16 protein-coding genes and 2 pseudogenes are annotated in these 23,785 nt (G+C 71.6%); 6 read left to right on the top strand and 12 right to left on the bottom strand.

Features of this window, described 5'->3' with window-relative positions; genetic code table 11:
- Positions 1 to 11 precede the first annotated feature (11 nt).
- Together trxA and FB465_RS17365 are read left to right on the top strand one after the other, a co-directional pair.
- Positions 12 to 344, top strand: coding sequence for a thioredoxin (gene trxA / locus FB465_RS17370; protein ID WP_145791763.1), 333 nt, complete (start codon positions 12 to 14; stop codon positions 342 to 344).
- A 100-nt stretch (positions 345 to 444) separates the two neighbouring features.
- A complete protein-coding gene (locus FB465_RS17365; protein ID WP_145791761.1) occupies positions 445 to 747 on the top strand; it encodes a hypothetical protein in 303 nt (100 codons plus the stop codon).
- A gap of 87 nt (positions 748 to 834) precedes the next feature.
- Here the strand turns inward: FB465_RS17365 and FB465_RS37950 are convergent.
- Positions 835 to 906 (bottom strand): annotated as a pseudogene (locus tag FB465_RS37950) (DNA-binding response regulator); the annotation flags it as partial.
- Positions 903 to 1,034: pseudogene (locus FB465_RS17360) on the bottom strand (ATP-binding protein); the annotation flags it as partial. The pseudogenes FB465_RS37950 and FB465_RS17360, both read right to left, overlap by 4 nt.
- A gap of 272 nt (positions 1,035 to 1,306) precedes the next feature.
- On the opposite strand from FB465_RS17360, the gene FB465_RS17355 reads away from it, so the two are divergent.
- Positions 1,307 to 1,858 (top strand): flavodoxin family protein, encoded by a 552-nt coding sequence (locus FB465_RS17355; RefSeq protein ID WP_145791760.1) that lies wholly within the window; start codon positions 1,307 to 1,309, stop codon positions 1,856 to 1,858.
- Positions 1,859 to 1,914: 56 nt separating this feature from the next.
- Here FB465_RS17355 and FB465_RS17350 read toward each other — a convergent pair whose 3' ends face one another.
- Together FB465_RS17350 and FB465_RS17345 are read right to left on the bottom strand one after the other, a co-directional pair.
- A complete protein-coding gene (locus tag FB465_RS17350) occupies positions 1,915 to 4,461 on the bottom strand; it encodes a right-handed parallel beta-helix repeat-containing protein (protein ID WP_145791758.1) in 2,547 nt (848 codons plus the stop codon).
- 112 nt (positions 4,462 to 4,573) lie between these two features.
- Positions 4,574 to 5,296: an aquaporin gene (locus tag FB465_RS17345; RefSeq protein WP_145791756.1), complete on the bottom strand. Its 723-nt coding sequence runs from the start codon at positions 5,294 to 5,296 to the stop codon at positions 4,574 to 4,576.
- A 131-nt stretch (positions 5,297 to 5,427) separates the two neighbouring features.
- Between FB465_RS17345 and FB465_RS17340 the strand changes: the two genes are divergently transcribed.
- A complete protein-coding gene (locus FB465_RS17340; RefSeq protein WP_246192698.1) occupies positions 5,428 to 6,231 on the top strand; it encodes a MerR family transcriptional regulator in 804 nt (267 codons plus the stop codon).
- A 54-nt stretch (positions 6,232 to 6,285) separates the two neighbouring features.
- Here FB465_RS17340 and FB465_RS17335 read toward each other — a convergent pair whose 3' ends face one another.
- The 4 genes from FB465_RS17335 to FB465_RS17320 form a co-directional block, all read right to left on the bottom strand.
- Complete coding sequence (locus tag FB465_RS17335) at positions 6,286 to 9,144, bottom strand: PKD domain-containing protein (RefSeq protein WP_170290621.1); 2,859 nt, start codon at positions 9,142 to 9,144, stop codon at positions 6,286 to 6,288.
- Between the two features lie 148 nt (positions 9,145 to 9,292).
- On the bottom strand, positions 9,293 to 12,109 hold the full coding sequence (locus tag FB465_RS17330) for a PKD domain-containing protein (protein ID WP_145791752.1): 2,817 nt from the start codon (positions 12,107 to 12,109) through the stop codon (positions 9,293 to 9,295).
- A 92-nt stretch (positions 12,110 to 12,201) separates the two neighbouring features.
- Positions 12,202 to 15,048, bottom strand: coding sequence for a PKD domain-containing protein (locus tag FB465_RS17325; protein ID WP_170290620.1), 2,847 nt, complete (start codon positions 15,046 to 15,048; stop codon positions 12,202 to 12,204).
- Positions 15,049 to 15,283: 235 nt separating this feature from the next.
- Entirely contained in the window at positions 15,284 to 16,309 is a 1,026-nt protein-coding gene (locus FB465_RS17320; RefSeq protein WP_145791749.1) for a helix-turn-helix domain-containing protein, read from the bottom strand.
- Between the two features lie 142 nt (positions 16,310 to 16,451).
- On the opposite strand from FB465_RS17320, the gene FB465_RS17315 reads away from it, so the two are divergent.
- Positions 16,452 to 16,907, top strand: a complete 456-nt coding sequence (locus tag FB465_RS17315; protein ID WP_145791748.1) for a rhodanese-like domain-containing protein — start codon at positions 16,452 to 16,454, stop codon at positions 16,905 to 16,907.
- Between the two features lie 566 nt (positions 16,908 to 17,473).
- Here FB465_RS17315 and FB465_RS17310 read toward each other — a convergent pair.
- Together FB465_RS17310 and FB465_RS17305 are read right to left on the bottom strand one after the other, a co-directional pair.
- Positions 17,474 to 18,967 (bottom strand): aminopeptidase P family protein, encoded by a 1,494-nt coding sequence (locus tag FB465_RS17310; RefSeq protein ID WP_145791746.1) that lies wholly within the window; start codon positions 18,965 to 18,967, stop codon positions 17,474 to 17,476.
- Between the two features lie 135 nt (positions 18,968 to 19,102).
- Positions 19,103 to 20,548: a PP2C family protein-serine/threonine phosphatase gene (locus FB465_RS17305; RefSeq protein WP_145791744.1), complete on the bottom strand. Its 1,446-nt coding sequence runs from the start codon at positions 20,546 to 20,548 to the stop codon at positions 19,103 to 19,105.
- Positions 20,549 to 21,070: 522 nt separating this feature from the next.
- Between FB465_RS17305 and FB465_RS17300 the strand changes: the two genes are divergently transcribed.
- Entirely contained in the window at positions 21,071 to 21,751 is a 681-nt protein-coding gene (locus FB465_RS17300; protein ID WP_145791742.1) for a bifunctional DNA primase/polymerase, read from the top strand.
- Positions 21,752 to 21,928: 177 nt separating this feature from the next.
- Here FB465_RS17300 and FB465_RS17295 read toward each other — a convergent pair whose 3' ends face one another.
- Together FB465_RS17295 and FB465_RS17290 are read right to left on the bottom strand one after the other, a co-directional pair.
- On the bottom strand, positions 21,929 to 22,930 hold the full coding sequence (locus tag FB465_RS17295) for a DUF5926 family protein (RefSeq protein WP_145791741.1): 1,002 nt from the start codon (positions 22,928 to 22,930) through the stop codon (positions 21,929 to 21,931).
- 99 nt (positions 22,931 to 23,029) lie between these two features.
- A complete protein-coding gene (locus tag FB465_RS17290; protein WP_246192697.1) occupies positions 23,030 to 23,611 on the bottom strand; it encodes an ATP-binding protein in 582 nt (193 codons plus the stop codon).
- Between the last annotated feature and the right edge of the window lie 174 nt (positions 23,612 to 23,785).

The following is a 23,785-nucleotide window of genomic DNA, read 5'->3' as shown; positions in this document are numbered from 1 at the left end:
GGGGCTTGATCGTGCTGCAGACAGAGGGAGTTGTGACGGTCACCGACCTGACCTTCGCGGAGGAGGTGCTGGGGGCCGAGCTGCCGGTGCTGGTGGACTTCACGGCGGACTGGTGCGCGCCGTGCCGGATGATCGCGCCGGTGCTGGCCGACGTGGCGAAGGAGGAGGCGGCGCGGCTCAAGGTCGTCCAGGTGGACGTGGACAGCAACCCGGAGACCCAGGCGGCGTACGCGGTGCTGTCGATGCCGACGCTGATGGTGTTCAAGGCGGGCGAGCCGGTGAGGACGATGGTCGGCGCCCGGGCCAAGGCGAAGCTGCTGCGCGAGCTGGCGGAGGTGCTCTGACGCTTGCAGCGGTGCGTGGGTACGATGATCCGACGGTGAGCCGGGAAGTCTGGTCGGCAGTCAGTTCCTCGCACCCCGCTACAGAGAGCTGGACCTTCCGATGCGTACCGGTTTCACCCTGGCGATCCTGGCACTGAGCAGCCTGACGCTCCTACCGGTCGGGATCGCGATGATCGCCGGTCGCTGGGTGCCGCGCTGGTGGCGGGAGAAGCCGGAGGCCGCGCGGTCGGTCGGCGTGGCCTATCTCCTGATCTACCTGGTGATGCTGGCGAACGGCGTCCCCCGTGTGCTGGACGCCACCGAGGGTGTCGGGCTCGTGTTCTCGACGGCCGGGATGGTGCTGATGGCGGGGGCCATGGTGATGTTCGCCGTGGCCGGGCTCAAGGGCCGTCGGCGCGGCTGATCGGCGCAGTCGTTCCTTTCAGCGCAGCAGTCGGCGTTCCTTGGCGGCGGCGACCGCGCCGGCCCGGGTGTCGACGCCCAACTTGGCGAGCAGGGCGAGCAGCCCGGCCCGCACCACCGCGTGGTCGTCGCAGACGAGCAGCCGTACGGGGTCGTTCATGCCGCCTCCAGCGGGATCGCGGCGGAGACGACGGTGCCCTCGCCGGGGGTGCTCTCGACGGTCAGGGTGCCGCCCAACTGCCGTACGCGGGCCCGCATCGCGGGCAGTCCGTGGCCGCGTTCCGGGCCCGAGGCCTCGTCGGTCCGCCCGCCGCCCCGCGCATCAACCGATCGGCGGACCCCCTCGATCAGGTTCGGCCAACCACAGGGGCGCGTGTGGGCACCTCCCGGCCGAAGGCTGGGGGAGAACTGTGCGAGAGCGGGAGTGACGGCGCCGCACCTTCCGCCTCGCGCAGTTCCCCGCGCCCCTTATGGGTACCCAACTGCCCACGGAGGCGGCCGATACGATCACCTGATGAGCAACCGCGTACTGCCCTTCTAGGACCCAGGAGTTCCTCCGGATGGACCGCCGCTTCCTCTTCCTGACGGGCAGCGCCCGCCACGACGGCAACGCCGAGCAGCTCGCCCGCCTGGCCGCCGAGCACCTGCCCGTCGGGGCCGAGCAGCGCTGGCTGCACCTCGCCGACCTGCCTCTGCAGCCCTTCGAGGACCTCCGGCACAGCGGGGACGGCGTCTACCCGCAGCCCGTCGGCCATGAGCGCACCCTGCTGGACGCCACCCTCGACGCCACGGACCTGGTGATCGTCTCGCCGCTCTACTGGTACAGCCTCTCCACGACCACCAAGCTCTACCTGGACCACTGGTCCGGCTGGCTGCGCGTGCCCGGCGTCGACTTCAAGCGGCGGATGGCCGGCCGCACGCTCTGGGGTGTCACCTCGCACTCCTCCTCCGACCGCACCGACGCCGACCCGGTCGCCGGTACCCTCCAGCGCTGCGCCGACTACCTGGGCATGCGCTGGGGCGGTGTCCTGTTCGGCAACGGCACCCGCCCGGGCGATGTGCTCAGCGACGAGGACGCCTTGCTCCGCGCCAAGTCCTTCTTCGCGGTGTAGTTGAACGTGTGGGGGCCCGGTCGACGACCGGGCCCCCACACGTTCAACTCAGGGGATCAGGCGAAGAAGTAGCCCGTCACGTCCGAGATGACATCGACCGTGCCGCCGGAGCCGTTGAAGAAGGACGCGTGCGCGTCCGGGCCGAGGCCGGTGACCGTCAGCGCCGCGAGGGTCTGGTTCGCGGTGAAGTTGAGGTTCGAGGCGGTCGGCCGGCTGACGCCCGAGGGGTAGACGGTGAGATAGCCGGGCGAGGCCGGCCGGGTGACCGTCGTGGTCAGAACGGCGGCCTTCGCGTCCTCATGGCCGAACGGTCCCCACGCCCCCAGCCAGCCGAGACCGGCCTTGGCCACGCCCTGGGCGGGCACCGGCCTTGCGACGGAGTTCTCGACCCCGGTGCCGTCGCGGGTGTCCAGGACGCGCTGCGGCTGGACCGCCGCGAAGGCGAGGCCGCCGGTGGGGCTGTAGTAGCCCTGGAGGTCGACGACCAGGCTCACCGGCGCCGAGGAGCCGTTGTGGAAGGTCACGGAGCCGTCCGAACCCAGTGGCACCACCGCGCTGTTGGGGACGATCGCGCCCGCGGTGAAGTTGAGGTTCGAGGCGGTCGGCCGCTCGGTCCCTGCCGGGTACGCGGTGATGAAACCGGCTGCGGTGGCGTCGGCCTCGGTGACGTTCAGCGCGGCCGCGGTGGCCTCCTTCGGCACGGAGCCGGATCCGGCCACCTTGACGGTGACCGTGCCCCCGGCGGGTACCTTCTGGGCCGGCCGGGCGGCGGTGGCGGCCCGGGTGTCCAGCAGGCGGGTCGGGCTGACCGGGTGGTAGCCGTCCCCGGCACCCTTCAGGTAGTACCCCTCGAGGTCCACCACCAGGTCGGTGGCCGCGGAGGCTCCGTTGAAGAGGTCGATCTTCCCGCTGTTCAGCGTCGCCAGGTTGGCGACGACGGCCCCGCGGGTGAAGTTCAGCGCGGAGGTGGCCGGACGCTCGGTGCCGGTGGCGTACGCCGTGACGAAGCCGTCCGCGCCGGGGTTGACGGCGGTGATGTTCACGACGACGCCGGTGACATCCGCGGTGGGCAGCACGCCGGTGAGGTCCAAGTGCTGCACGCCCCGCGCCGGGACGGCCGCGGTCACGCCGCCGGTCCCCGTGCCGTTGCGGGTGTCGAGGACCCGGGTCGGGGCGACGGGACGGTACTGGCTGCCCTCGGTGGTGGCGCTCACCGTCCTGGTCCGGGTCAGCCCGCCGGCCGTGGCGGTGATGGTCGCGGAGTACGTGCCGGGGCGGTCGTAGCTGTGGCGCACCGGGACGGTCTGCGTACCGGTGAACTGGTCGGACGAGGTCGTGCCGTCACCCCAGTCGACGGTGATCTTCCCGGGCAGGGCCCAGTTCTGGTACACGGTCACCGGGACCCAGACGCCGCGAGCCCCGTACGCCTTGGCGGGCGCGCCGCCGTCGTAGGGGCCGAGGTCCATGCAGTTCGTCAGCTCGAGCGCGCCGCGGTCGTGGTAGCCCGCGCCCGTACCGGAGTTGGCCACCCCGGGGTCGTCGGCGCGCGCGGTGCCCCAGAAGTCGGTCGCCAGCGCCCCGGGGGCGGTGGCGTCGGCGGAGTCGATCGCGGGGGAACCCTCCGCCGGGGCGTAGCGGCCCCCGCAGAGACTGTTGCTCCGCTCGTCCGCCGAACCGGTCAGGTCATGGGCGCCCTGGCCGGTGGCCGAGCGGAAGGCGGGCAGCGAGGAGTAGGACGTCCCCGCCCAGTCGTAGACCGCCGCCGAGGCGGGGAGATCGAAGAGGTTGTACGCGCTCCTGGTCTGTGCGGCCGAGTCGCCGGACACCCGTACCAGGGCGGGCGGCTTGCAGGAGCCGCCCGAGGGCGAGACCGTCACGACGTTGTTCTCCACCGTCGTGGTGGTGGCCTTGCCGCCGACCCCGACGGCCGCTCCACAGGTGACCCGCAGCGTGTTCCCGGTGACGGCGGTGCCGGTCGCCCCGTCGACGGAGATCAGCGGGGCGGGGCTCTGCGAGTCGGTGGGCGGGTAGGCGATGTTCCCGCTGATGACCGTCTTCGCCGAGCCCTTGTCGACGACGATCGGCGAACCGGTCCCGGAGCTGCGGTTGTAGATCTCGCTCCTGGTCAGGGAGACGCCGGTCGAGCCGTCGGTCACGTGCAGGGTGCCGAGGCTCAGCAGGGCGTTGTCGAACCAGACGTCGCTCGATCCGGAGACGACGATGTTGGCACCCTGGGCACCCTCGAACCGGAGGTGCGAGGCGCCGGTCACGGCCAGGGTGTCGACGAAGAAGCCCGCCTTGGCGACCTTCGAGCTGGTCCTGAACGTGATGGGCGCGGCAGCCGTCCCGGAGCGAGTGATCGTCACCTTCTCCCGGTAGGCGGCCGGATGGACCACGACGGTCTGCCCGGCGGCCGCCACGTCGGCGGCGGCCTGGACGGTGCAGAACGGTGCGGCCTCGGAGCCGGTCCCGCTGTCGGAGCAGGCCTGACTCGGGCTGACGTACAGCGTTCCGCCCGCCGGTTCGGCGTGGGCGATGCCGGGAAGGACCGCCACACCCAGGACGATCACCCCCGTGCCCGCCAGAAATCGTGCTATTCGCACGCGAACCCCCCAAATGCTCTGGGCGGACCCAGAATTGATGATCGACAGCTTCCCGCGGTTGGGGGGATACCTGTCAAGCGATCATTTCTTCGGAGGGGCCGCGCCTGCGCCCTCAGTGCGCGACGAGCTCCCGGGCGTCGTCCGGGGCGCGGTCGGAGCTGCGGCCGAAGAGCAGGGTCACCAGCGTCAGCCCGACCCCCGCACCCACCACCTGGGCCAGTACGAAGGCCGGGACCGAGCCCGGGGCGATGCCGGTGTAGCTGTCGCTCAGCGCCCGTCCGAAGGTGAGCGCCGGATTGGCGAAGCTGCCGGAGGAGGTGCCCCAGCAGGCGGCGCCGATCCAGGCGGCCACCGCTACCGGCGCGTACCGGGCCCGGTCGCTCCGCAGCAGGCCGAAGACCAGCAGGATCAGCACCCCGGTGGCCACCCCCTCGGCCAGCCAGAGGTGGCCGGCCGAGCGGTCATGGCCGGAGAGCTGTACGAACGGCCGCTCGAACATCGCGTTGGCCACGCCCGCCCCGACCACCGCGCCGGCCAGCTGCGCCAGCACGTACGCGCCCAGCTCGCGGGCGGTAAGGCCGGTGCCGCTGCGGCGGTCCGTCCACCAGGCGGCGGCCGAGACCAGCGGGTTGAAGTGGGCACCCGAGACGGGTGCGAGCAGGGCGATCAGGACGGCCAGCGCCAGCACGGAGGCGAGGACGTTGGCGAGGAACTGGACCCCGCCGTCCTGGCTGAGGCCGGTGGCCTGGATCCCGGAACCGACCAGTACGGCGGCCAGTACGGCGGTGCCGACGGCCTCGGCGGCCAGGCGTCGGGACAGGGGCGGGGTCATCATGTCGTCATCGTCGTGGGCCTCGGGGTGGCCCGACAATTGGCCGGTGTGCCCAAACCGTGGAGGCCGTGCGGGGCTCCGCTCGGAGACTCGTACGGTCCGTGCTTGACCCTCACGCAACGGGAGGCAGCAGGGTGGAGCTCAGCAAGAAGGGAGCAACCCCGGTGAGCGGTTATTCGGTGGGGCAGGTCGCGGCGATCGCCAAGGTGACCGTACGGACCCTGCATCACTACGACGAGATCGGGCTGCTGTCGCCCGCCGGCCGTACCCCGGCCGGCTATCGCCGGTACGGGGACGACGACCTCGACCGGCTGCAGCAGATCCTGTTCTACCGCGAGCTCGGGTTCCCCCTTGATGAGATCGCGGCCATCCTGGACGACGAGTCGGTCAGCCCGACCGAGCACCTGCGCCGTCAGCACCAGCTGATCAGCGCGCGGATCACCCACCTCCAGCAGCTGGCCGCTGCAGTCGAACACGCCATGGAGGCACGGAAGATGGGCATTCAGTTGACACCCGAGGAGAAGTTCGAGGTCTTCGGCGAGGACTACCAGGAGAGCTGGGAGGCCGAGGCCGAGCAGCGGTGGGGAGGGACGGAGGCATGGAAGGAGTCCCAGCAGCGGACGGCGACCTACACCAAGGCCGACTGGGAGCGCATCAAGGCCGAGGTCGACGCCCTCAACCAGCGCCTCGCCGCAGCCTTCGGTGCGGGCCTCGCCCCCGACAGCGGCGAGGCGATGGACCTCGCCGAGGTGCACCGGCAGCACATGGTCGACTCCTTCTACGACTGCACCTACCAGATCCACCGCGGCATCGCCGACCTGTACGTCACCGACCCCCGCTTCACCGCCACCTACGAGAAGGTCGCACCCGGCCTCGCCCGGTGGCTGCACGACGCGATCCTCGCCAACGCGGACCGCGCCGGGCGGGCGCAGGCCTGAACGCCGAAGGGCCGGTGCACCCGTGAGGGTGCACCGGCCCGAGTCGCGCGACGGTTACTGCATCTCTCGGAAGAAGTAGCCGAACAGGTCGGCGGCCACGTGGGTGTGGCCGGCCGAGTTGTAGAACGCGAAGCCCGCGGGATCGTTGACCCCCGTGACGACGTGGTTGGCGACGATCTGGCCGGGCGTGAAGTTGACGTTGCTCGTGCCGGGTCGGGTGTCGTTGCCGGCCCAGACGGTCAGGTAGCCCGGGGCGTCCGGGGTGATGGCGGTGACGTTGAGGACGGCGCCCGTGGTGCCCGAGTCGGGGCCGCCGATGCCGTTGACGTCCACCACCTCCGTGACGCCCGGGCCGAGGGGCCTGTTGTTGTAGATCGCGCTACGGGTGTCGAAGACTCGTTGCGGGGAGACGGGCTGGAACCGGCTGCCGCCGTCCGGCGCGTAGTAGCCGAAGGCGTCCATGACCACGTGCACGCGACCACCGCTGTTGCAGATGGTCACCGTGCCGTCCTCGTCCAGCGGAGCGATCACCTGGTTGGCGACGGTCTGGTTGGCCTTGAAGTTGAGGTTCGAGGTGGTCCTGGAGTGACCGACGGTCAGGAAGCCGTCCCGCTCGGGCTCGGTCACGGTGACGTTCAGAACCACCGAGCCCGCATTGGCGGGAACCCCGTTCGCCCCGCGGATCTTCAGCTTGGTGTCGGCGGACGAGCCGTCGCAGACCGAGCTGATCCTTCCGGCCGGCGTGCCGGTGCCGTACCGGGTGTCCATGATCCGGACCGGCTTGGCGAGGTTGGTGTACCGGTCGCCGTGGTCCGGGTCGTAGGCGCCGAGGGCGTCCACGACCACGTCCACGGCCGGACCGCCGGGCATGTTCCAGACGGTGACCGTGCCGTCCGAGCCGACCGGGACGGTCACCAGGTTCGGGACGACCTGCCCTGCGGTGTAGTTGATGTTGGAGGTGTTCGGGCGGCCCTGGGCGCCCGGGCCGACGGCGAGCCAGCCGCTGCCGCCGGGGCTGACGGCGGTGACGTTGAGCACCACGGCGCTGGTGGCGAGGCCGCCGGGGATGGCGCCGTCGCCGACCCTGAGGCTGAAGCTGCCACCTGCGGCCAGCCGGCCGGTCGGCGAGGCCTTGCGGGTGTCGGCCACCCGGACGGGGCTGTAGCCGTTGAACATGCCGGGCCGCGGGGAGGCGGAGACCTTGCGCGAGGCCTTGGCGGTCTGGCCGCCCGCGTCCTTGACCGTGACGGTCATGGTGTACTCGCCCGCCACGCGGTAGGTGTGCGGGGCGCTCGGGTCGGTGCTCACCGGGGTGCCGTCACCGTAGTCGACGGTGTAGCCGGTGATCGGCCACGGGCTCTTCGACCCCGACACGTCGACGACGTACGTCAGCGGATGCCGGCAGGCGCCGGTCTCCGCCGAGGTGCACGGGGCGAGCTGGAACGAGACGGTGGGAGCACCGGGCTTGTTGATCTTCACGAGGTCGGAAGCCTGGGCCGAGTAGCTGCGGCCGTCGGGTCCGGTCGCGGTGACGGAGAGCGTGTCCCCCCATGCGTCCACGGTGTAGACGTGCTCCACCACGGGCTTGGTGGACACCAACGGGCTCGTCCCATCACCGAAGTTGAAGGAGTAGGTGACCGGGCCGTCCCAGTTCTGCTGGAGGCTCGCGGTGGCCGTCACCTTCGCCGGGTACGGTGCCGGGGCGCCGGTGAAGGAGACCTTCAGCCCGCCGATGCTCTGCAGCTCGTACGCGCCGCGGTCACGCGGGGCCGAGCCCGCGCCGGAGTTGGCGACCTCGGGGTCGTCGGTGACCGGGTTCCCGTTCAGGTCGGCGGCGAGCACGCCCGGGGCGTCGGCGTCGGCCGAGTCCACGGCGGGAGAGGTCTTGGCGAGCCCGTGGGCGGCGTTGCCGTCGCCGGTGAGCTGCGGGTCGGCGACCAGGTCGTGCAGGCCCTGGCCGCCGGAGGCCGCGCCCAGGTCGGCGGGCGTACGAGCGGCCTTGCCGGCCCAGTTGTACGGCATGCCGTCGGCACCGGCGGGGTGGACGAGGTTGTGGTCCAGCGTGGTGCCCGTCGCGGAGGCCTCCGCGACCGAGACCACGGGCTTGTCGCCCGTGCAGGCGGCGTCCGTGGTGGTCGCGATGTTGTTGTGGACGGCGGAGTTGGTGGAGGCGCCGGCCAGCTGCAGGACGGTGCCGCAGCCCTGCAGCAGGGTGTTGCCGGTGACCACGGTGCCCGGGGCGTCGGTGGCCGCGAGCTGCGGGCCGCTTCCACCGGAGATCTCGTTGCCGGTGACGACCGTGTTCTTCACCCCCGCGCCCACCCGGACGCTGTCCACCTTGGAGCCCCGGACGACGTTGCGTGCCAGGGTGACATCGGTGGTGGCACCGCTCAGCAGGACGGTCGGGGCGTAGGCCGCGGCGGTCTGACCGGCCGTGGTGTGCTCGATCCGTACCGAGCTGGAGTCCCTGATGTCGAACGCCGAGCCGTCGCCGACGACGCTGAAGTCCTTGACGACGATGTCGTGGGCACCGATGACCGTGAAGGCAGGCCCGTTCGCCGCCCCGTAGACCTTGGCCACCGGTTCGTGGGACTCGGCCGGGCGCGGCACGGAGACGAAGGTGATCGGCTTGTCCGGAGTGCCCGACCGGGTCAGGTTCACGGTCTCGTGGTAGCCGTTGTCCGTGGCGAAGACCTGGATGGTCTGGCCCGGCAGCGCCTCCCGGGCCGCAGCACCGATGGTGCAGAACGGGCTGTCGAAGGCGCCCCCGCCCGGAGCGTCGTGGCACCAGGAAGAGCCGCCCCATACGAAGAGGGTGTCGGGCGTGTACGCGGCAGCGGGTATCACGGGCAGGCCGAGGCCGCCCGCGAGGCCCAGCACACCGGCCAGCCCGGCGAGTTGTCTGATACGCACGAAGGAGATCCCCCAGAGAGGCGCGCCGCCCGGTCGGTCGTCCTGGGGCGATTCCCGGGCGGCGGCGCGCTTGTGTCAGTAGTAGGTGGGCATCATGGCCGATCATCGCGCCGCTGTCACACGGCATTCGCTCGGCACTGAGCTTTCGTCAGGGCTTGGTGAAGTAGCCGAAGACGTCCGCCACGGCGTCGGTGGTGCCCTGGAAGTTGTAGAGGTCGAACTTCCCGTTGGCGCCGAGCGGGGTGGTGACGTGGTTGGGGACGGTCTGCCCGGCGGTGAAGTTGAGGTTGCTGGTGCCGGGACGCGGGGTGCCGTCGGCCCAGACGGTCAGGTAGCCGCCGGCGGTGGAGCCGGTGCCGGTGATGTTGAGTACGGCCCCGGTGGCCCCGGCGGGTGCGCCGGAGGCGACGCTCAGGGTGGCGCCCGGCCCGATCGGGCCGCCCGCGGCGCGGGTGTCCACCAGGCGGGTCGGGGTCACGGGGGTGAAGAGGGCCTCGCCGCTCGGGCTGTAGTAGCCGAACAGGTCGGCCACGACGTCGGTGCTGCCCGCGTGGTTGTAGACCGTCACCTTGCCGTCGGCGCTGAGCGGGACGACCACCTGGTTGGGGACGGTCTGCCCCGCGGTGAAGTTGAGGTTGCTGGTCTCGGGGCGCTTGCCGCCGGCCGGGTAGACGGTCAGGAAGCTCGGCGCCGTCGAGCCGGTGGAGGTGACGTTCAGGACCGCCGCGGTCGCCCCGAGCGGGACGCCGTTCTTCCCGGCGACCTGGATGGTGGTCTCCCCGCCCTGGCCGAGCCGGGTGCCCGAGCTGCGGGTGTCGGCCAGCCGGACCGGAGCCTGTGCGGTGTACCGGTCACCGGGGTTCGAGCCCGGGCCCTGGTTGTAGTAGTAGCCGAAGATGTCGGCGACCACGTCGACGTTGCCGCTCTTGTTGTAGACGGCGACGTTGCCGTCGGGGCCGACCGGCACGGTCACCAGGTTGGGCACGACCTGCTTGGCCGCGACGTTGAGGCTCGAGGTGTCCGGCCGGTCGGTGCCCGCCGGGTAGACCGTCAGAAAGCTCGCCGAGTCCTTGGAGAGGGCGGTGACGTTCAGCACCACGGCGGTCGGGGTGTAGCCGAGGGGAAAGGTCGGAAGGCCCTCGGCCATCCTGGTCCCCAGCGGGATCGTCAGGGTCTGCCCCGGCCCCAGCGTGGTGCGCCCGGCGAAGTCGGTGCGGGTGTCCATCACCCGGACCGGCTCCAGCGGTTGGAAGCCGGACGGCTGGTAGGCGACGTGCACCTTCTGCGAGATCTTCTCGGTGCGCCCGCCGGCGTCGGTGACCGTCAGGGTGGCGGTGTAGTCGCCCTCCTTGTGGTACGAGTACCTGCCGTAGGTGGTCAGCAGGTCCACGGTGGTGCCGTCGCCGTAGTCGAGGATCTCCTTGGTGATCGTCCACGGTGAGGAGCTGGACGCGGCCGAGGCGGTGAAGGTGAGCGGCCCCTCGACCTGGAAGACCGTCAGCCGGGGCACCAGCGGGCCCGGCTCGCTGACGGTCACCGTCGAGTCGGCCATGGTGTTGCTGTCACCGTTCTCCGAGGTGACGGTGACCTTCAGCCGGTACACGCCCGCCGTCGCGTAACTGTGCTGCACCGACGTGCCCGTGGTCACGGCCGGCTCGGAGCCGTCGCCGAAGTCGACCGTGTACGCGACCACCGGGGACCAGCTCTCCTGGTCGCGGATCTCGATCGTGACCGGCGCGCCGGTCGGCACCCGGTCCGCGCTGGGCTGCAGGAGGACCGACCTCGACGAGGTCGTGTACTCGGCCGCACCCCGGTCGTGGATGCCGTTGCCCGTACCGGAGTTGGCCACGTACGGGTCGTCGATCCGGCGGTAGCCGAACAGGTCGGTCTCCGCCGCGCCGCGGGCAGTGGCGTCCGCGGAGTCGATCGCGGGCGAGCCGGGAGCCGGCTGCAGGCCCAGCTCGGGGACACCCAGCTTCGGGTCGGCGATCAGGTCGTGGGCACCCTGACCGGCGTCCTTGAGGCTGTTGGAGAGCGTGCCCGCCCAGTCGTAGGCCACCGCGCCGTGGCCGTACGGGTCGGCGATGTTGTAGTCGACGGTGGTGCCCGCCCGGGAAGCGTCGGAGACCTTGAGCCGGGAGGTCGGCGTGGTGCAGAGCCCCGAGTTCCTCGCGTTGTACGGGTCCGCCGCCAGGAGGTTGTTCTCGACCACGGCCCCTGAGGAGTCGCCGAGCAGCGCCAGCGAGGGCGAGCAGCCCGCGCTGATGCTGTTGCCGGTGATCACGGTGCCCGGGGCGTCGGTCACGGTGATGCCGCCGGCGTTCCGCTTCTGGGTCACCGCGTTGCCGGTCACCACCGTGCCCTTGACGCCGGCCTCGATGCTGATCGACTGCAGGCCTTCGGTGTACACGATGTTCCGGCTCAGCGTGGTGTCCTCGGAGGCGCCGGTCACCCGGATCGCCGCGGGGGGCGCCTCGGCGGAGCTGCCGCCCCAGATGTAGTTGCCCTCGAAGGTGATCCGCTGCGCGTCGGTGAGCAGCACCGCTTCGGCGGTGGACGCGAACCGGAAGCCGGTCACCTTGATGTCGTGCGCCCCGGTGGCGCTGAACGCGTGGGTCCTGCTGGTGGGAAGCGCGATCACGGGCATGCCGGCCCGGTCGCGGATCGAACCGCCGACGAGGGTGATCGGCTTGTCGGCGGTGCCGGAGCGGTTCAGCTTGACCTGCTCCGGGTAGCTGCCGCGGACTACCCGGACGGTCTGGCCGGGCTGCGCCGCGTCCGCGGCGGCCTGGATGGTGCAGAACGGCTGAGCCGCGGTGCCGGAGCCGTCGTTCGAGCAGTTGGAGCTCTTGGTGTTGTTGACGTAGAGGGTGTCGGCATCGGCCGCGGCGGCCGGGAAGGGCAGGACGACCCCGAGGACGACCGCGGTGGCGGTGCCGAGGCCGGCGAGGTGGTGCTTGCGCACGGTGGACCTCTCTGAGGGTGGGGGCGGAGGCGGAGTGAACGGGGTGGGCCGGTGCCCCCGTCCGGGGAGCACCGGCCCGTTGCGCGGCTGGGTTACGGCTGCGGCTTGGTGAAGTAGCCGAAGAGGTCGGCGATGACGTCGGTGGTGCCCTGGAAGTTGTAGACGTCGAACTGCCCGTTGGCGCCCAGCGGCGTGGTGACGTGGTTCGGGACGATCTGCCCGGCGGCGAAGTTGACGCTGCTGGTGCCGGGGCGCTGCCGCCCGTCGGCCCAGACGGTCAGGTAGCCGCCGCGGTCCGAGCCCGCGCTGGTGACGTTGAGCACCGCACCCGTGGCCCCGGCCGGTGCGCCGGAGGCGACGGCGTGGAACGCGCCGCCGGCGATCGCGCCGGTGCCGTCGGAGCGGGTGTCGGTCAGCCGCTTCGGCGGGACGGGGGTGAACAGGCTGCCGCCGTCCGCCGCGTAGTAGCCGAAGACGTCGGCCACCACGTGGATGGCGCCACCGGTGTTGCAGATGGTCACCGTGCCGTCCGCGTCGATCGGGGCGGTCACCTGGTTGGCGACGGTCTGGCCGGCACGGAAGTTCAGGTTGGAGCTGCTCATGGTGTGACCGACCGTCAGGAACCCGTCCCGGTCGGGCTCGGTGACGGTGACGTTGAGCACCGCCGAGCTCGCCCCTGCCGGGACGCCGGCCTTGCCGCGGATCTGCAGCTTGGTGGCGCAGGCCGAGCTGATCTTCCCCTTCGGGACGCCGATGCCGTATCGGGTGTCCATCAGCCGCGCGGGTGCGAGGGGCGAGTACTGGTGGCCGTACTCCGGGTTGTACTCGCCGAGGGAGTCCACCACCACGTCCACCGAGGCTCCGGTGTGGCCGTTCCAGACGTTGACCGTGCCGTCCGAGCCGACCGGGACGGTCACCAGGTTGGGGACGATCCCGCCCGCGGTGTAGTTGATGTTGGAGCTGGTGGGCCGGTCGGTGCCACCGGGAGCGACGGCGAGGAAGCCGCCGCCGGTCGGCGCGACCGCGGTGACGTTGAGCACCACCGCGCTCGCTGCCGCGCCGGCGGGGACGCCGCCGTTGCCGACCTTGAGCGTGAGCTTCCCGCCCGGGCCGATCTTCGCGGGGTGGCTGCCGGTGCGCGTGTCGGCCACCCGGGTCGGGGAGTACCCGGAGAACAGGCTGGGACGGTAGCCGATGCCGACGGTCTTCGTCAGCGTTCCGGTCTGGCCGCCCGCGTCCGTGGCGGTCACCTTCACCGTGTAGTCGCCCGCCGCGCGGTAGACGTGCGGGACGGCCGGAGTGTGGCTGACGGGGCTGCCGTCGCCGTAGTCGACCGCGTAGTCGGTGATCGGCCAGGGGCTGGTGCTGCCGGTCGTGTCGATGACGTACGAGAGCGGCTTCAGGCAATCGGTGCTGCGTGACGTGGTGCAGGGCGTCGCGGTGAAGGCCACCGAGGGCAGGCCGGGCTCGTTGACCACCGCGAGCCGGTTGCCCTGGAAGGAGTAGGCGTGGCCGTCCTGGTCCGTCTGGGTCAGGGTGACGGTGAACTTCCCGCTCTTCTGGTAGACGTGCTCGGCGCTCGGGGTGGCGGAGGCCACGGGCGCGGTGCCGTCACCGAAGTCGACCGAGTAGCTGACCTTGGTCGGCCAGTTCTGCCGTGCGGGCTTCGCGGTGACGGTGACCTTCAGCGGGTACGGGCCCGGACCGCCGTTGACCGCGGGGGCGAGCAGGCCGAGGCTCTGCAGCTCGAACGCGCCGCGGTCGCGGTGCCCGCTTCCGCTCGCCGCGTCGGCGACCTGCGGGTCGTCGACGATGGGATGGCCGTTGAGGTCGGTGTCCAGGGTGCCGATCGCCTTGGCGTCCGCCGAGTCGATGGCCGGGGAGGTGGTCCCCAGGCCGTCGTAGGAGTAACCGTCCTCGGCGAGCTGAGGATCGCCGAGGAGGTCGGCCGTGCCGGAAGGCGGTCCCTGCTCCGGGCTCAGGAAGGGGGCGATGAACTCGGCCAGCTTCTCCGGGGTCTCGAAGGTCTTGTCGCCCCAGAGGTAGGGGACGGCGCCGCCCGCCGAGTGCAGCAGGTTGTGGGTCAGGTTGGTGGCGACGTACTCGGCGCCGTTCCCCTGCTCGATCGTGATCAGCGGGTCGGTGCAGCCCTCGCCGGTGGTGCCGGTGGTGGTGATGACGTTGTTGTGGATCTGCGAGCCCACCGCGTCACCGGTCAGCCGCACCACGGTGTGGCACTCCTGCTGGAGGGTGTTGTTGGTGACGGCGGTGTACGGGGCGTTGTCGGTCGCGACCGCGACCTTGGCGCTGGAGATGTCGTTGGTGCTGATGACCGCGCGGCTCGAGCCCTCCACCAGTACGGCGGCCTCGGCGCTGTTGATGGCGCTCCGGGTGAGCCTGAAGTCGTCCGAGCCGCCGCTGACCTCGACGGCCCCGCGCTGGTAGGAGGACGGGCTGAAGAACTGTGCCACATGGTCGATCGTGATCCGCGGGGAGTCGACGACGCGTGCCGTCTGTCCGCCGAGGCCGATCCCGAAGTTCCGCACGATGACGTCGTGGACACCGTTGCGGAAGCTGAACGCGGGCGCGCTTCCGGCCTCGATCTGGGCGGTCGTCTCGTCCGACTGCTCGGTCCAGGCCCCGGTGGTGATGGTGATCGGCTTGTCGGTGGTGCCGGAGCTGCGGACCTGTACGGCCTCCGGGTACGCCTGGGTCCACCGTGCGACGTACACCGTCTGCCCGGGCTTGGCGGCGTCGACGGCGTCCTGGATGCGGCAGTAAGGGTGCTCCGCGGTGCCCCCGCCGCCGGTGGAGCACGGGAGGTTCGGATTGACGTAGAGTGTGTCGCCTTCGGCCGCCGATGCGGTCGGAAGGGGCAGGACCGCCCCCAGGACGACCGTGGTGGCGGTGGCGAGGCCGGCGAAGTGACGCAGGCGCAAAGTGGTACCCCCTGGTGAAGTGGCCGATGCCGCCGCCCCTGCGGTCGGACCGGCCGAAGCCTCGCGCATCCTTTCGTGAAGATCTGCACAATGTCACCTGGGAAATTTGCCCGATTCCTGATGGACAGCCAGGTTCTGACCTGCGGCGTTTCCGTCGCCCAGGTTCTGAACGCGTTCAAATGACTGCCGAATCGTTATCTGATGATCCTTCAGAAACCTGCCTGGGGTGGGTCGCTCAGGCCACACCACGTCCGAAGGTCCGCCGGTACGCGGTCGGGGAGGTGCGCATAGCTCGGCCGAAGTGGTGCCGGAAGGTCGCGGCGTTCTCGAAGCCGACGGCGGTGGCGATCTCCTCCACCGTCCCGTCCGGCGATTCCAGCAGCGGCAGGCTGGCGGCGATGCGCTGGGTGATGACCCAGCGCATCGGGCTGGTGCCGTTGCGGGCGGTGAAGTGCCGCAGGTAGGAGCGGTCGGACATCCGGGCGGCCCGGGCCAGCATCGCGACGGTGAGCGGCGAGGCGAGGTGGTCGAGGGCCCACTGCATGCTGCGGGCGATGCCGTCGTCCTCCTCCTCGACGGGCTTGACCGCCGCCTCGATGAACTGGGCCTGCCCGCCGTCCCGGTGCGGCGGTACGACGAAGCGGCGCGCGACGGTGTTGGCCACCTTGGCGCCGTGGTCGCGGCGGACCAGGTGCAGGCACAGGTCGATGCCGGCCGCGCTGCCCGCGCTGGTCAGGACGTTCCCGTTGTCGACGTACAGCACGTCGGGGTTGACCCTCACCAACGGGTAGCGCTGCTGCAGCAGTTCGGCGTACCGCCAGTGGGTGGTGGCCTCACGGTCGTCCAGCAGGCCGGCGGCGGCCAGGGCGAACGCGCCCGAGCAGATCGAGACGATGCGCGCTCCGCGCTCGTACGCCGTGCGCAGGGCGGCGACCAGCCCGGGGGAGATCTCGCCGCTGAAGGTGTTGGGTACGGCGACCACGATCACGGTGTCGGCGGCGGCCAGCTCGTCCAGCCCGTGGCGGGCCGTCATCGAGAAGCCGCCGACCGCGTTGAGCGGCGTGCCCGGCCGGTCGGCGCAGACCTTCAGCCCGTACCAGGGTGCGGCCAGCAGCCCGCTCAGCTCGGGCCGGGCGAGGCCGAACACCTCTACCACCACGCCGAGTTCGAACGGGGCCATGCCGTCGAAGGCGTACACCGCGATGGTGTGCACCGGCTCGGGCCGCTGCCCGATCGTCACGGCCACCGGGCCATCGGCCATCGTCGCCCCCTCCTCATGCTCCTCGTGCTGGCGGAATCTTGGCGAGTGTAGTCGTCCACGCCACTGTCGGCGCCCGGTGTCCGGATTGGACCATCGACTCATCGCAAGGGAGCAGCGCAGCGCCGACAGAAGGAGCCCGAAGATGACCACCCTGACCACCTCCCCGGTGACCGAGATCCCCGCCGCCTCCCCCGAGCGCGCCTTCGCCTTCTTCGCCGAGCGCCTCGGCTGCCAGGCCGACCCGGCGGACGTCTGGTACGCGCTCCGCGACGGCCTGCAGGACTTCACCATCATCGACGTCCGCGCCGAGGGCGCCCACCGCAAGGCCCACCTCCCCGGGGCGATCAGCCTCCCGATCTCCGAGATCACCCCCGAGCGCGTCGCCGAGCTGCCGCCCGGCCTGCTGGTCGTCTACTGCTGGGGCCCGGCCTGCAACGGCTCCACCAAGGGCGCGATGAAGCTCGCCGCGCTCGGCCGCGAGGTCAAGGAGATGATCGGCGGCCTGGAGTACTGGGTCCGCGAGGGCTGGCCCACCGAGGGCCGCCGCCCGATCGACCCCAAGGCCGCCACCCCGGCCGACCTGGGCCTGGTGTGCTGATCTCGCTTGCCAAATAGTTTTTGAATCCACCTGCAACCTCCCGAGGGGTTGGACGTCTATCAGGGTGAGAGCCAGGGGAACCGGCCGGATGGCCGGCGGCTCTCACCACGAATCCGAGTACGTCCGCTCCTTGGGGGGTTGCGCCATGAATGCGTCCGTTATCAACCGTTTTGCCGAGAACGTCACCACCATCGCCCGCCCGGGCCGTTCGAGCTGGGCCCGCCGTGGCTACCGCCTCGCATTGGCCGTCCCGCTGGCGGTCATCACCGCCGCAGGCGCCGTCGGCTGCACCCCCGACAAGGCCGCCGGTACGGCTGCACACGCGGCCCCGGCCCCGGCGCAGAGCGGCTCGGCGACCTTCAGCCCGACACCTACCCGGCCTTCAGCTTCGTGTCGGAGCCGAACTGCGCACTGGAGAAATCCGACCTTGCCGCGAGAACGGCAATGTCTCCTGGAACGGCATCAGCATTCGCTGACTCCCAGGAATGCAGTGCCGATCGGAAGCCGAACGACCGGCTGCCCCGAGGGTGTGGGAGCAGCCGGTCGTCCGGTCGGAAAGGGGGCGGTCAGCCCGTCAGGCGGGCCATCCAGGACTCGACCTCGTCGGCCTGGCGGGGGAGGCCGGCGGAGAGGTTCTCGTTGCCGTCGGCGGTGACGAGGATGTCGTCCTCGATCCGGACGCCGATACCGCGGTACTCCTCGGGGACGGTCAGGTCGTCCTGCTGGAAGTACAGACCGGGCTCGACGGTCAGGACCATGCCGGGCTCCAGCAGCGCGTCGACGTACGACTCGCGGCGCGCCTGCGCGCAGTCGTGCACGTCCAGGCCGAGCATGTGCCCGGTGCCGTGGAGGGTCCAGCGGCGCTGGAGGCCGAGCTCCAGGACCTTCTCGACGTCGTAGACCGAGGCGTCGAGCAGGCCCCAGGCCAGCAGGCGCTCGGCGAGCACGCGCTGCGAGGCGTCGTGGAAGTCGCGGAACCGGCCGCCCGGCTTCACGGCCGCGATGCCGGCCTCCTGCGCGTCGTAGACCGCGTCGTAGATCTTGCGCTGCAGCGCGTTGAAGCGGCCGTTGATCGGCAGGGTGCGGGTGACGTCCGCGGTGTAGAGGGTGTGGGTCTCCACGCCCGCGTCCAGCAGCAGGAGCTCGCCGGGGCGGACGTCGCCGTCGTTGCGGACCCAGTGCAGGGTGGTCGCGTGCGGGCCGGCGGCGCAGATGGAGCCGTAGCCGATGTCGTTGCCCTCGACCCGGGCGCGGCGCCAGAAGGTGCCCTCGATCCAGCGCTCGGAGGTGGCCACGGCCTGGCCCAACTCCCGTACCACGTCGGTGAATCCGTTGACCGTGGAGTCGCAGGCCGCGCGCAGCTGGCCGATCTCCCACTCGTCCTTGACCAGGCGCAGCTCGCTCAGGAACTCCTTGAGCTCGTCGTCCTTCTCCTCCACCAGGACGTCGGTGAGCGCGGCCTCCAGGCCGGCGTCGTACCTGCGCACGATCCGGGTCGGGGCGGGGGCGGCGGCCTTGAGCTCGTCGGCGGCCTTGCGGACGTCGCGGCAGGGCAGGCCGAGCAGCTGCTCGGCCTCGTCCAGGCTGTTGCGGCGGCCGACCCAGAGCTCGCCGTTGCCGTCCAGCCAGAACTCGCCGTTCTCGCGGTTGGAGCGGGGGAGCAGGTAGAGGCTGAACTCGTGGCCGTCGGCCACCGGCTCCGCGACCAGGACGGCGTCCTCGGTCTGGTCGCCGGTGAGGTGGACGTACTCGCTGGCCGCGCGGAAGGAGTACTCGGTGTCGTTGGCGCGGGTGCGCAGGTTCCCGGCCGGGATCACCAGGCGTTCGCCGGGGTACCGGGCGGAGAGCTTGGCGCGCCGGGCCGCGGCGTACGAGGCCTGGGCGATCGGCTGCAGGCCGCGCAGCTCGGTGTCGGCCCAGCCGGACTTCATGGACGTGGCGAGCTCGTCGGAGACCTCGCCGTAGAGGCCGTTCTTCCGCCCCTTGATCGGCTGCTCGGTCTCGCCGTCCGCAGCACCTTCGGGGTTGTCGGCTGCCGCCGGGGTACGGTCCTCGGTCACGTACGTCGCCTCCTTGCGAGTGGTGCCACCCCGGACGCGTCGGATCGCGACGCGCGTGGGCGGCCGTACGTCCCATGGTACGGATGCCCGGCCGAACGATTGATCGGGTGGGTTGCCGGCCGCCCGTTCGAAGGATCACTCGAAGCGCGCGGCCATCAGCACCAGGTCGTCGGTGGCCGCCGCCGAGGCGTCGCCGAGGCAGCCGGCCAGCAGGTGGGCGCAGAGCTGGTCCGGGTCGAGCCGTACGTCGCGCGGGGCGTCCGCGGCGGCCCGGCGCAGCGCGGCCTGCCCGGCGTGCAGGGTGGAGCCGCAGCGGCGGGCCAGCCCCTCGGTGTAGAGGACCAGCAGATCGCCGCGCTCCGCACCGATCTCCACGCCGGGCGCCTCCCAGCAGCTCAGCATGCCGAGCGGGGCGGAGAGCGAGGTCTCGACGAAGTTGGCGCCGTACCTGGTCACCAGCAGCGGCGGGCAGTGCCCGGCCCCGGCCAGCGTGATCCGCCGTTCGTCGGGCTGCACCCAGGCGTAGACGGCGGTGGCGGAGCGGGTCGGCTCGGTGGTCTTGAGCAGCAGTTCCAGATCGCCGAGGACGGAGACCGGGTCCTCGCCCTCCAGCACCGCGTACGCGCGCAGGGCGGCCCGGATCCTGCCCATGGCGGCCGCCGCGCCCGCCGCGGAGCCGGGGCCGGCCCCCGGGCCGTCGCCGGAGACGCTGCCGACGGTCAGTGCGAGTGAGCCGTCCGGCAGCGCGATGGCGTCGTACCAGTCGCTGCCCGCCGAGTGGTCGAGACCGGCGGGTACGCAGCGGGCTGCGAGGCGCAGCCCCGGGACGGTGGGCAGCCGGTCGGGCAGCAGACCGCGCCGCAGTGCCTCGGTGGCCCGGTGGGCACGGTCCGCCTCCAGCTGCTTGGCCAGCAGCGGGGCGGCGAACTCGCAGTAGAGCTGTGCGAGGTGCTGCCGGCGTTCGTCCGGCTCGGCGGGTTCGTCGTAGAACCAGACGGCGGCGCCGAGCGGGCCGTCCTCCTCGGTGGCGAGCGGCAGGGCGATGCAGGCGCCGAGTCCGAGCTGCTCGGCGACCTCGCGGAAGCGCGGGCCGACCGACGGATCGGCGGCCAGGTCGGCGATCAGCAGGCGGCCCGACCGGGAGGGGCGGCTCAGCAGCTCCGCGAACGGGCCGTGCTCGGCCGGTACGGTCTCCAGGGCGCCCAGGCCGGCGCGGTCCAGACCGAGGCCGACGGGCCGGACGGCACCGCGCGCGGTGGTGGTGATCAGGCCCCGGCGGGCGCCGAGCAGCGCGGCGCCGGAGTCGAGCACGGCCTCCAGGGTGGCGGCGAGGGTGCGGGCCCTGGCCAGCTGTTCGGTGTGCTCGTGCAGGCTGGTGAAATCGGACAGCCATCCGGCCAAACGGTCCTGCAGGCTGGTGGAGCGCTCCGCGCCGAGCGCGAGGAAGGCCAGGTCGGGCAGCGTCAGATCTTCGGCCGGCAGCCCGGGTGCGGGCAGACCCGGGGCCGGTAGATCCGGGGCCGACAGCCCGGGGGCCGGCGGACCGGTCCGCGACAGGTCGAGCGGCTTGGCGTCGGTCATGTCCCAACTCCCCACACACTGGTACGTGTCACGCAGGACCCCCAAGACCGCACAAAACGTTTGCTATCTCACTACTCGGCATCAATCCACCACTTGTACACAGGCCGATCGGGGCATGTCCAGATTCGGGAGCGGGCCGGATGGCTGGTTCTCCGAACCGGGGAGGCATGGAAGCGGGGGGCACCGGGCAGAGTTGCTGGGACAGTGCCTGCCGACGGCCCCTCAAGTGGCCGTCCGGATCGTATGCTTCGGCCGCTCTGCGTCCGGCCCGGCCGGATGTCACTCACTCGTACGGTGGAACCAGCAGCTTCTGAGCAGCGTCCATCTGGTCGCATAAGGGATTCTCGTTCCAGGGGCCGACCTTCCAGGGGCCCCTGCCCTCTCATGTCGTGCCTGTCGTTCTTGTCGTGGAGGGTCCACGGCCGTGGCCGTTCACTGTCGTGGTGCCGCCTTGTCGTGGCGGCCCGCGGTCCGACGGCCTGACGGTCCGAGCCCAACGGTCGCGGAAAGGAACGAGCGCTCATGCAACGGACGCGCCCCCGGCGGACATGGCTGCGACGGAGCTGGCTGCGGTGGCCGGGGAGCCGGCGCCGGGTGAGGGCCGCGCTGCTGGGCACCGCCCTGGCGGCGGCCGGACGGGGGTGGCCGGTGGTCCCGGGCGCGTACCCGGTGGCGGGCCCGACCGGGCCGTGCTCCTGCGAGGATCCCAACTGTCCCGTACCCGGCGCCCACCCGCACGATCCGCCCCTGCTGGCGGCCACCACCGATGCGCGGATGGTGAGTTGGTGGTGGGAGCGGCGGAGCCCCGACTCGCCGGTGCTGGTCGCCACCGGCCGTACGGTCTGCGCGGTGAGCCTGCCCGCGGGGGCCGGGGCCCGGGCGCTGGAGTACTTCGCGGTGCTCGGGGTGCGGCTGGGCCCGGTGCTGGCGAGCCCGGGCCGGTACGTGCTGCTGGTCGCCCCGTACAGCCTGGAGGAGCTCGGCGAGCTGCTCGCGGAGCAGCCCTGGGTGCCGGGTTCGCTGCGCTACCACGGGCCCGACGGCTATCTGATGCTGCCGCCCTCGCGGACCGGCGCGGGTGCGGTGCGCTGGGTCCGCCCGCCGGTCGGGGAGGAGCCCTGGCTGCCTCAAGTGGGCGGTCTGCTCGACGCGTTGATCGCGGCGAGCACCGCCGCTCCGGACGACCGCCGACTGGCGTTCTGACCCGGAAAATTGGCGGGAAATGGAAGATCCGGCCGCTGGCGACGGGGGATGCACCAGCGACCGGACTGTTTAAATGCTAACAAAGATCCGTCTCCGCGCCAATTTGTCCACACGGTCCGCCACCTGGGAATATCCTGTGAGCGACCGTAATGTGACGCGGGTCACAATGGGCTTCGGCTAGTTGAGAGTCACCTGACGGTTCACCAGATTGGCGCGGGCCCGACGCTCCTCCGCGGTCAGCGGGGCCGCGCCGGACGAGGCCAGCTCCTTGAGGGTGTCGGCCAGGCGCTCGGCGAACTCCGCGGCGGGCTTCTCGCAGTCCTCCGCCGTCATCTCCGACGGCAGGTCCCAGACCGGCACGGTCAGACCGTGCGCGCGGAACGAGCCGACCAGGCGGGTGTCCGGGCCCAGCGAGGAGCGGTCGGCGGCGGTCAGCCGGGCCAGCGCGTCGAGCAGCTGCTCCTCCGGCACCGTCATGACCCAGCGCAGGTGGTTCTTGTCCGGCGCGGCGCACCAGTACGAGGAGTCCACGCTCGTCAGCTTCTGGGTCGGGATCGCCGAGGCGTTGGCGCGCTCGAGGGAGGCGGCCACCTCGCCGGTGGCGGTCTCGGCGTCCTCCAGCCAGAACTCGAAACCGGTGTGCACGTCGGGCGCGAACCCGGCGCTCACGTCCAGGAGTTCCTGCAGGCGGCGGCCGCCCGGGACGGTCCGGCGGGCCGGTACCGGCGTGCCGGGCTCGGTGGCGAGCGCCAGCTCCAGGGCGTCCGCGAGGTCGCGGCTCAGGTCACCGGAGGACGACTGGGTCTGCAGCCCGAGCAGGATCGAGCCGTCCTGGCGGCGCAGCGCGGGCCAGGCCAGCGGCAGTACGGTCGCCAGGGTCACCGACGGCACCTCGCCGGCCGCACTCGCCGCGACCTCGGGGAGCAGCGTCAGCGGCACCGTCGCGGCGGGCACCAGCTCGCGCAGCGCCACCCAGTCGGCCTCACCGGGCAGCCCCTCGAACGGGCGGTGCACCAGCTCCTGCACGGCGTGGGCGGCCTCGCGGCCGTGACAGGCCTTGTACCGGCGGCCCGAACCGCACGGGCAGTCCTCCCGCGCACCGACGACGGGGATCTCGCCCGCGGTCACGGTGGTGGACTGGCTGCGCTGCGGCGACTTCTTCGCGGCCTTCTTGGCCATGGTGCGGCTCTCCCGGGGACGGTGACGACTTGCTCCGGGCAGCCTACTGAGGTTTCCCCGCCGCGGAGATTCACGCCGCTCGCCTTCGGGCCGATACGGCTAGGCGCTCCTGGCGTCCGGTTCCCGCTGCTCGTGCTGTTCGTGCTGCTCGCGCTGGTCCCGGCGGGCGTGCCGGGCGCGCGCGGGCAGGGCCGCCCACACCGTCACCTGGCCGGGGGCGTCCCGTACGCCCCAGTCGCTCGCCAACTGCCCCACGATGCTCAGGCCGCGCCCGCCCCGGGAGGTCAGCGATGGCCGGGCGGGCAGTGGTCTGGTCACCGCGCCGCCGTCCGTGACCTCCAGGGTGAGCAACCCGTCGCCGTGCATCTGCCAACGGACCAGAATTCCACCGGAATCCGAGTCGTCCTCCTGGGCGCTGCTCGGCCCGCGCCGGTTCGGGGCGTGGGCCCCCACCAGAAGGGCGTCGATCAGTTCCGGGGCCGGCAGCTCGGCCGGTGCGCCCTCGTCGAGCTCCGCCAGCAGGCCGAGCGGGCGCGCGTACCGACAGGAATTGCTGAGCAGTTCGGAGAGGATCAGGACCGCATCGTCGATCACCGTGTCCGGCAGCTTGCGATCGCCCAGATCACGGCGCAGCCGTCGCCGCGCGACACCGACACTGGCCGGGCCGTGCGGCACTGCCATGGTCGATGAGGCCGGCCCAGCCTTTTCAGGCACAGTACGTACCACCATCAACGCCACCCCCGGACCTCCTTCAGCGTTTGCCGAGGGATGGATGCCCCCTGGGAATGCGTCGGAAACGACCGTCGGGCGATCGCACTCGGGCAATTCCCAGCTTCGCAACTCACGGTACGCAAT

It is taken from the genome of Kitasatospora atroaurantiaca (genome assembly GCF_007828955.1).
GTDB lineage: Bacteria > Actinomycetota > Actinomycetes > Streptomycetales > Streptomycetaceae > Kitasatospora > Kitasatospora atroaurantiaca.
This window is presented reverse-complemented; position numbering and strand designations above follow the sequence as displayed.

Bases quoted from the DNA above. Each gene is read 5' to 3' on its own strand.
- FB465_RS17295 (WP_145791741.1), bottom strand. From the start codon at position 22,930: ATGGCCAAGAAGGCCGCGAAGAAGTCGCCGCAGCGCAGCCAGTCCACC.
- FB465_RS17300 (WP_145791742.1), top strand. From the start codon at position 21,071: ATGCAACGGACGCGCCCCCGGCGGACATGGCTGCGACGGAGCTGGCTG.
- FB465_RS17365 (WP_145791761.1), top strand. From the start codon at position 445: ATGCGTACCGGTTTCACCCTGGCGATCCTGGCACTGAGCAGCCTGACG.
- FB465_RS17305 (WP_145791744.1), bottom strand. From the start codon at position 20,548: ATGACCGACGCCAAGCCGCTCGACCTGTCGCGGACCGGTCCGCCGGCC.
- FB465_RS17315 (WP_145791748.1), top strand. From the start codon at position 16,452: ATGACCACCCTGACCACCTCCCCGGTGACCGAGATCCCCGCCGCCTCC.
- FB465_RS17345 (WP_145791756.1), bottom strand. From the start codon at position 5,296: ATGATGACCCCGCCCCTGTCCCGACGCCTGGCCGCCGAGGCCGTCGGC.
- FB465_RS17290 (WP_246192697.1), bottom strand. From the start codon at position 23,611: ATGGCAGTGCCGCACGGCCCGGCCAGTGTCGGTGTCGCGCGGCGACGG.
- FB465_RS17320 (WP_145791749.1), bottom strand. From the start codon at position 16,309: ATGGCCGATGGCCCGGTGGCCGTGACGATCGGGCAGCGGCCCGAGCCG.
- FB465_RS17355 (WP_145791760.1), top strand. From the start codon at position 1,307: ATGGACCGCCGCTTCCTCTTCCTGACGGGCAGCGCCCGCCACGACGGC.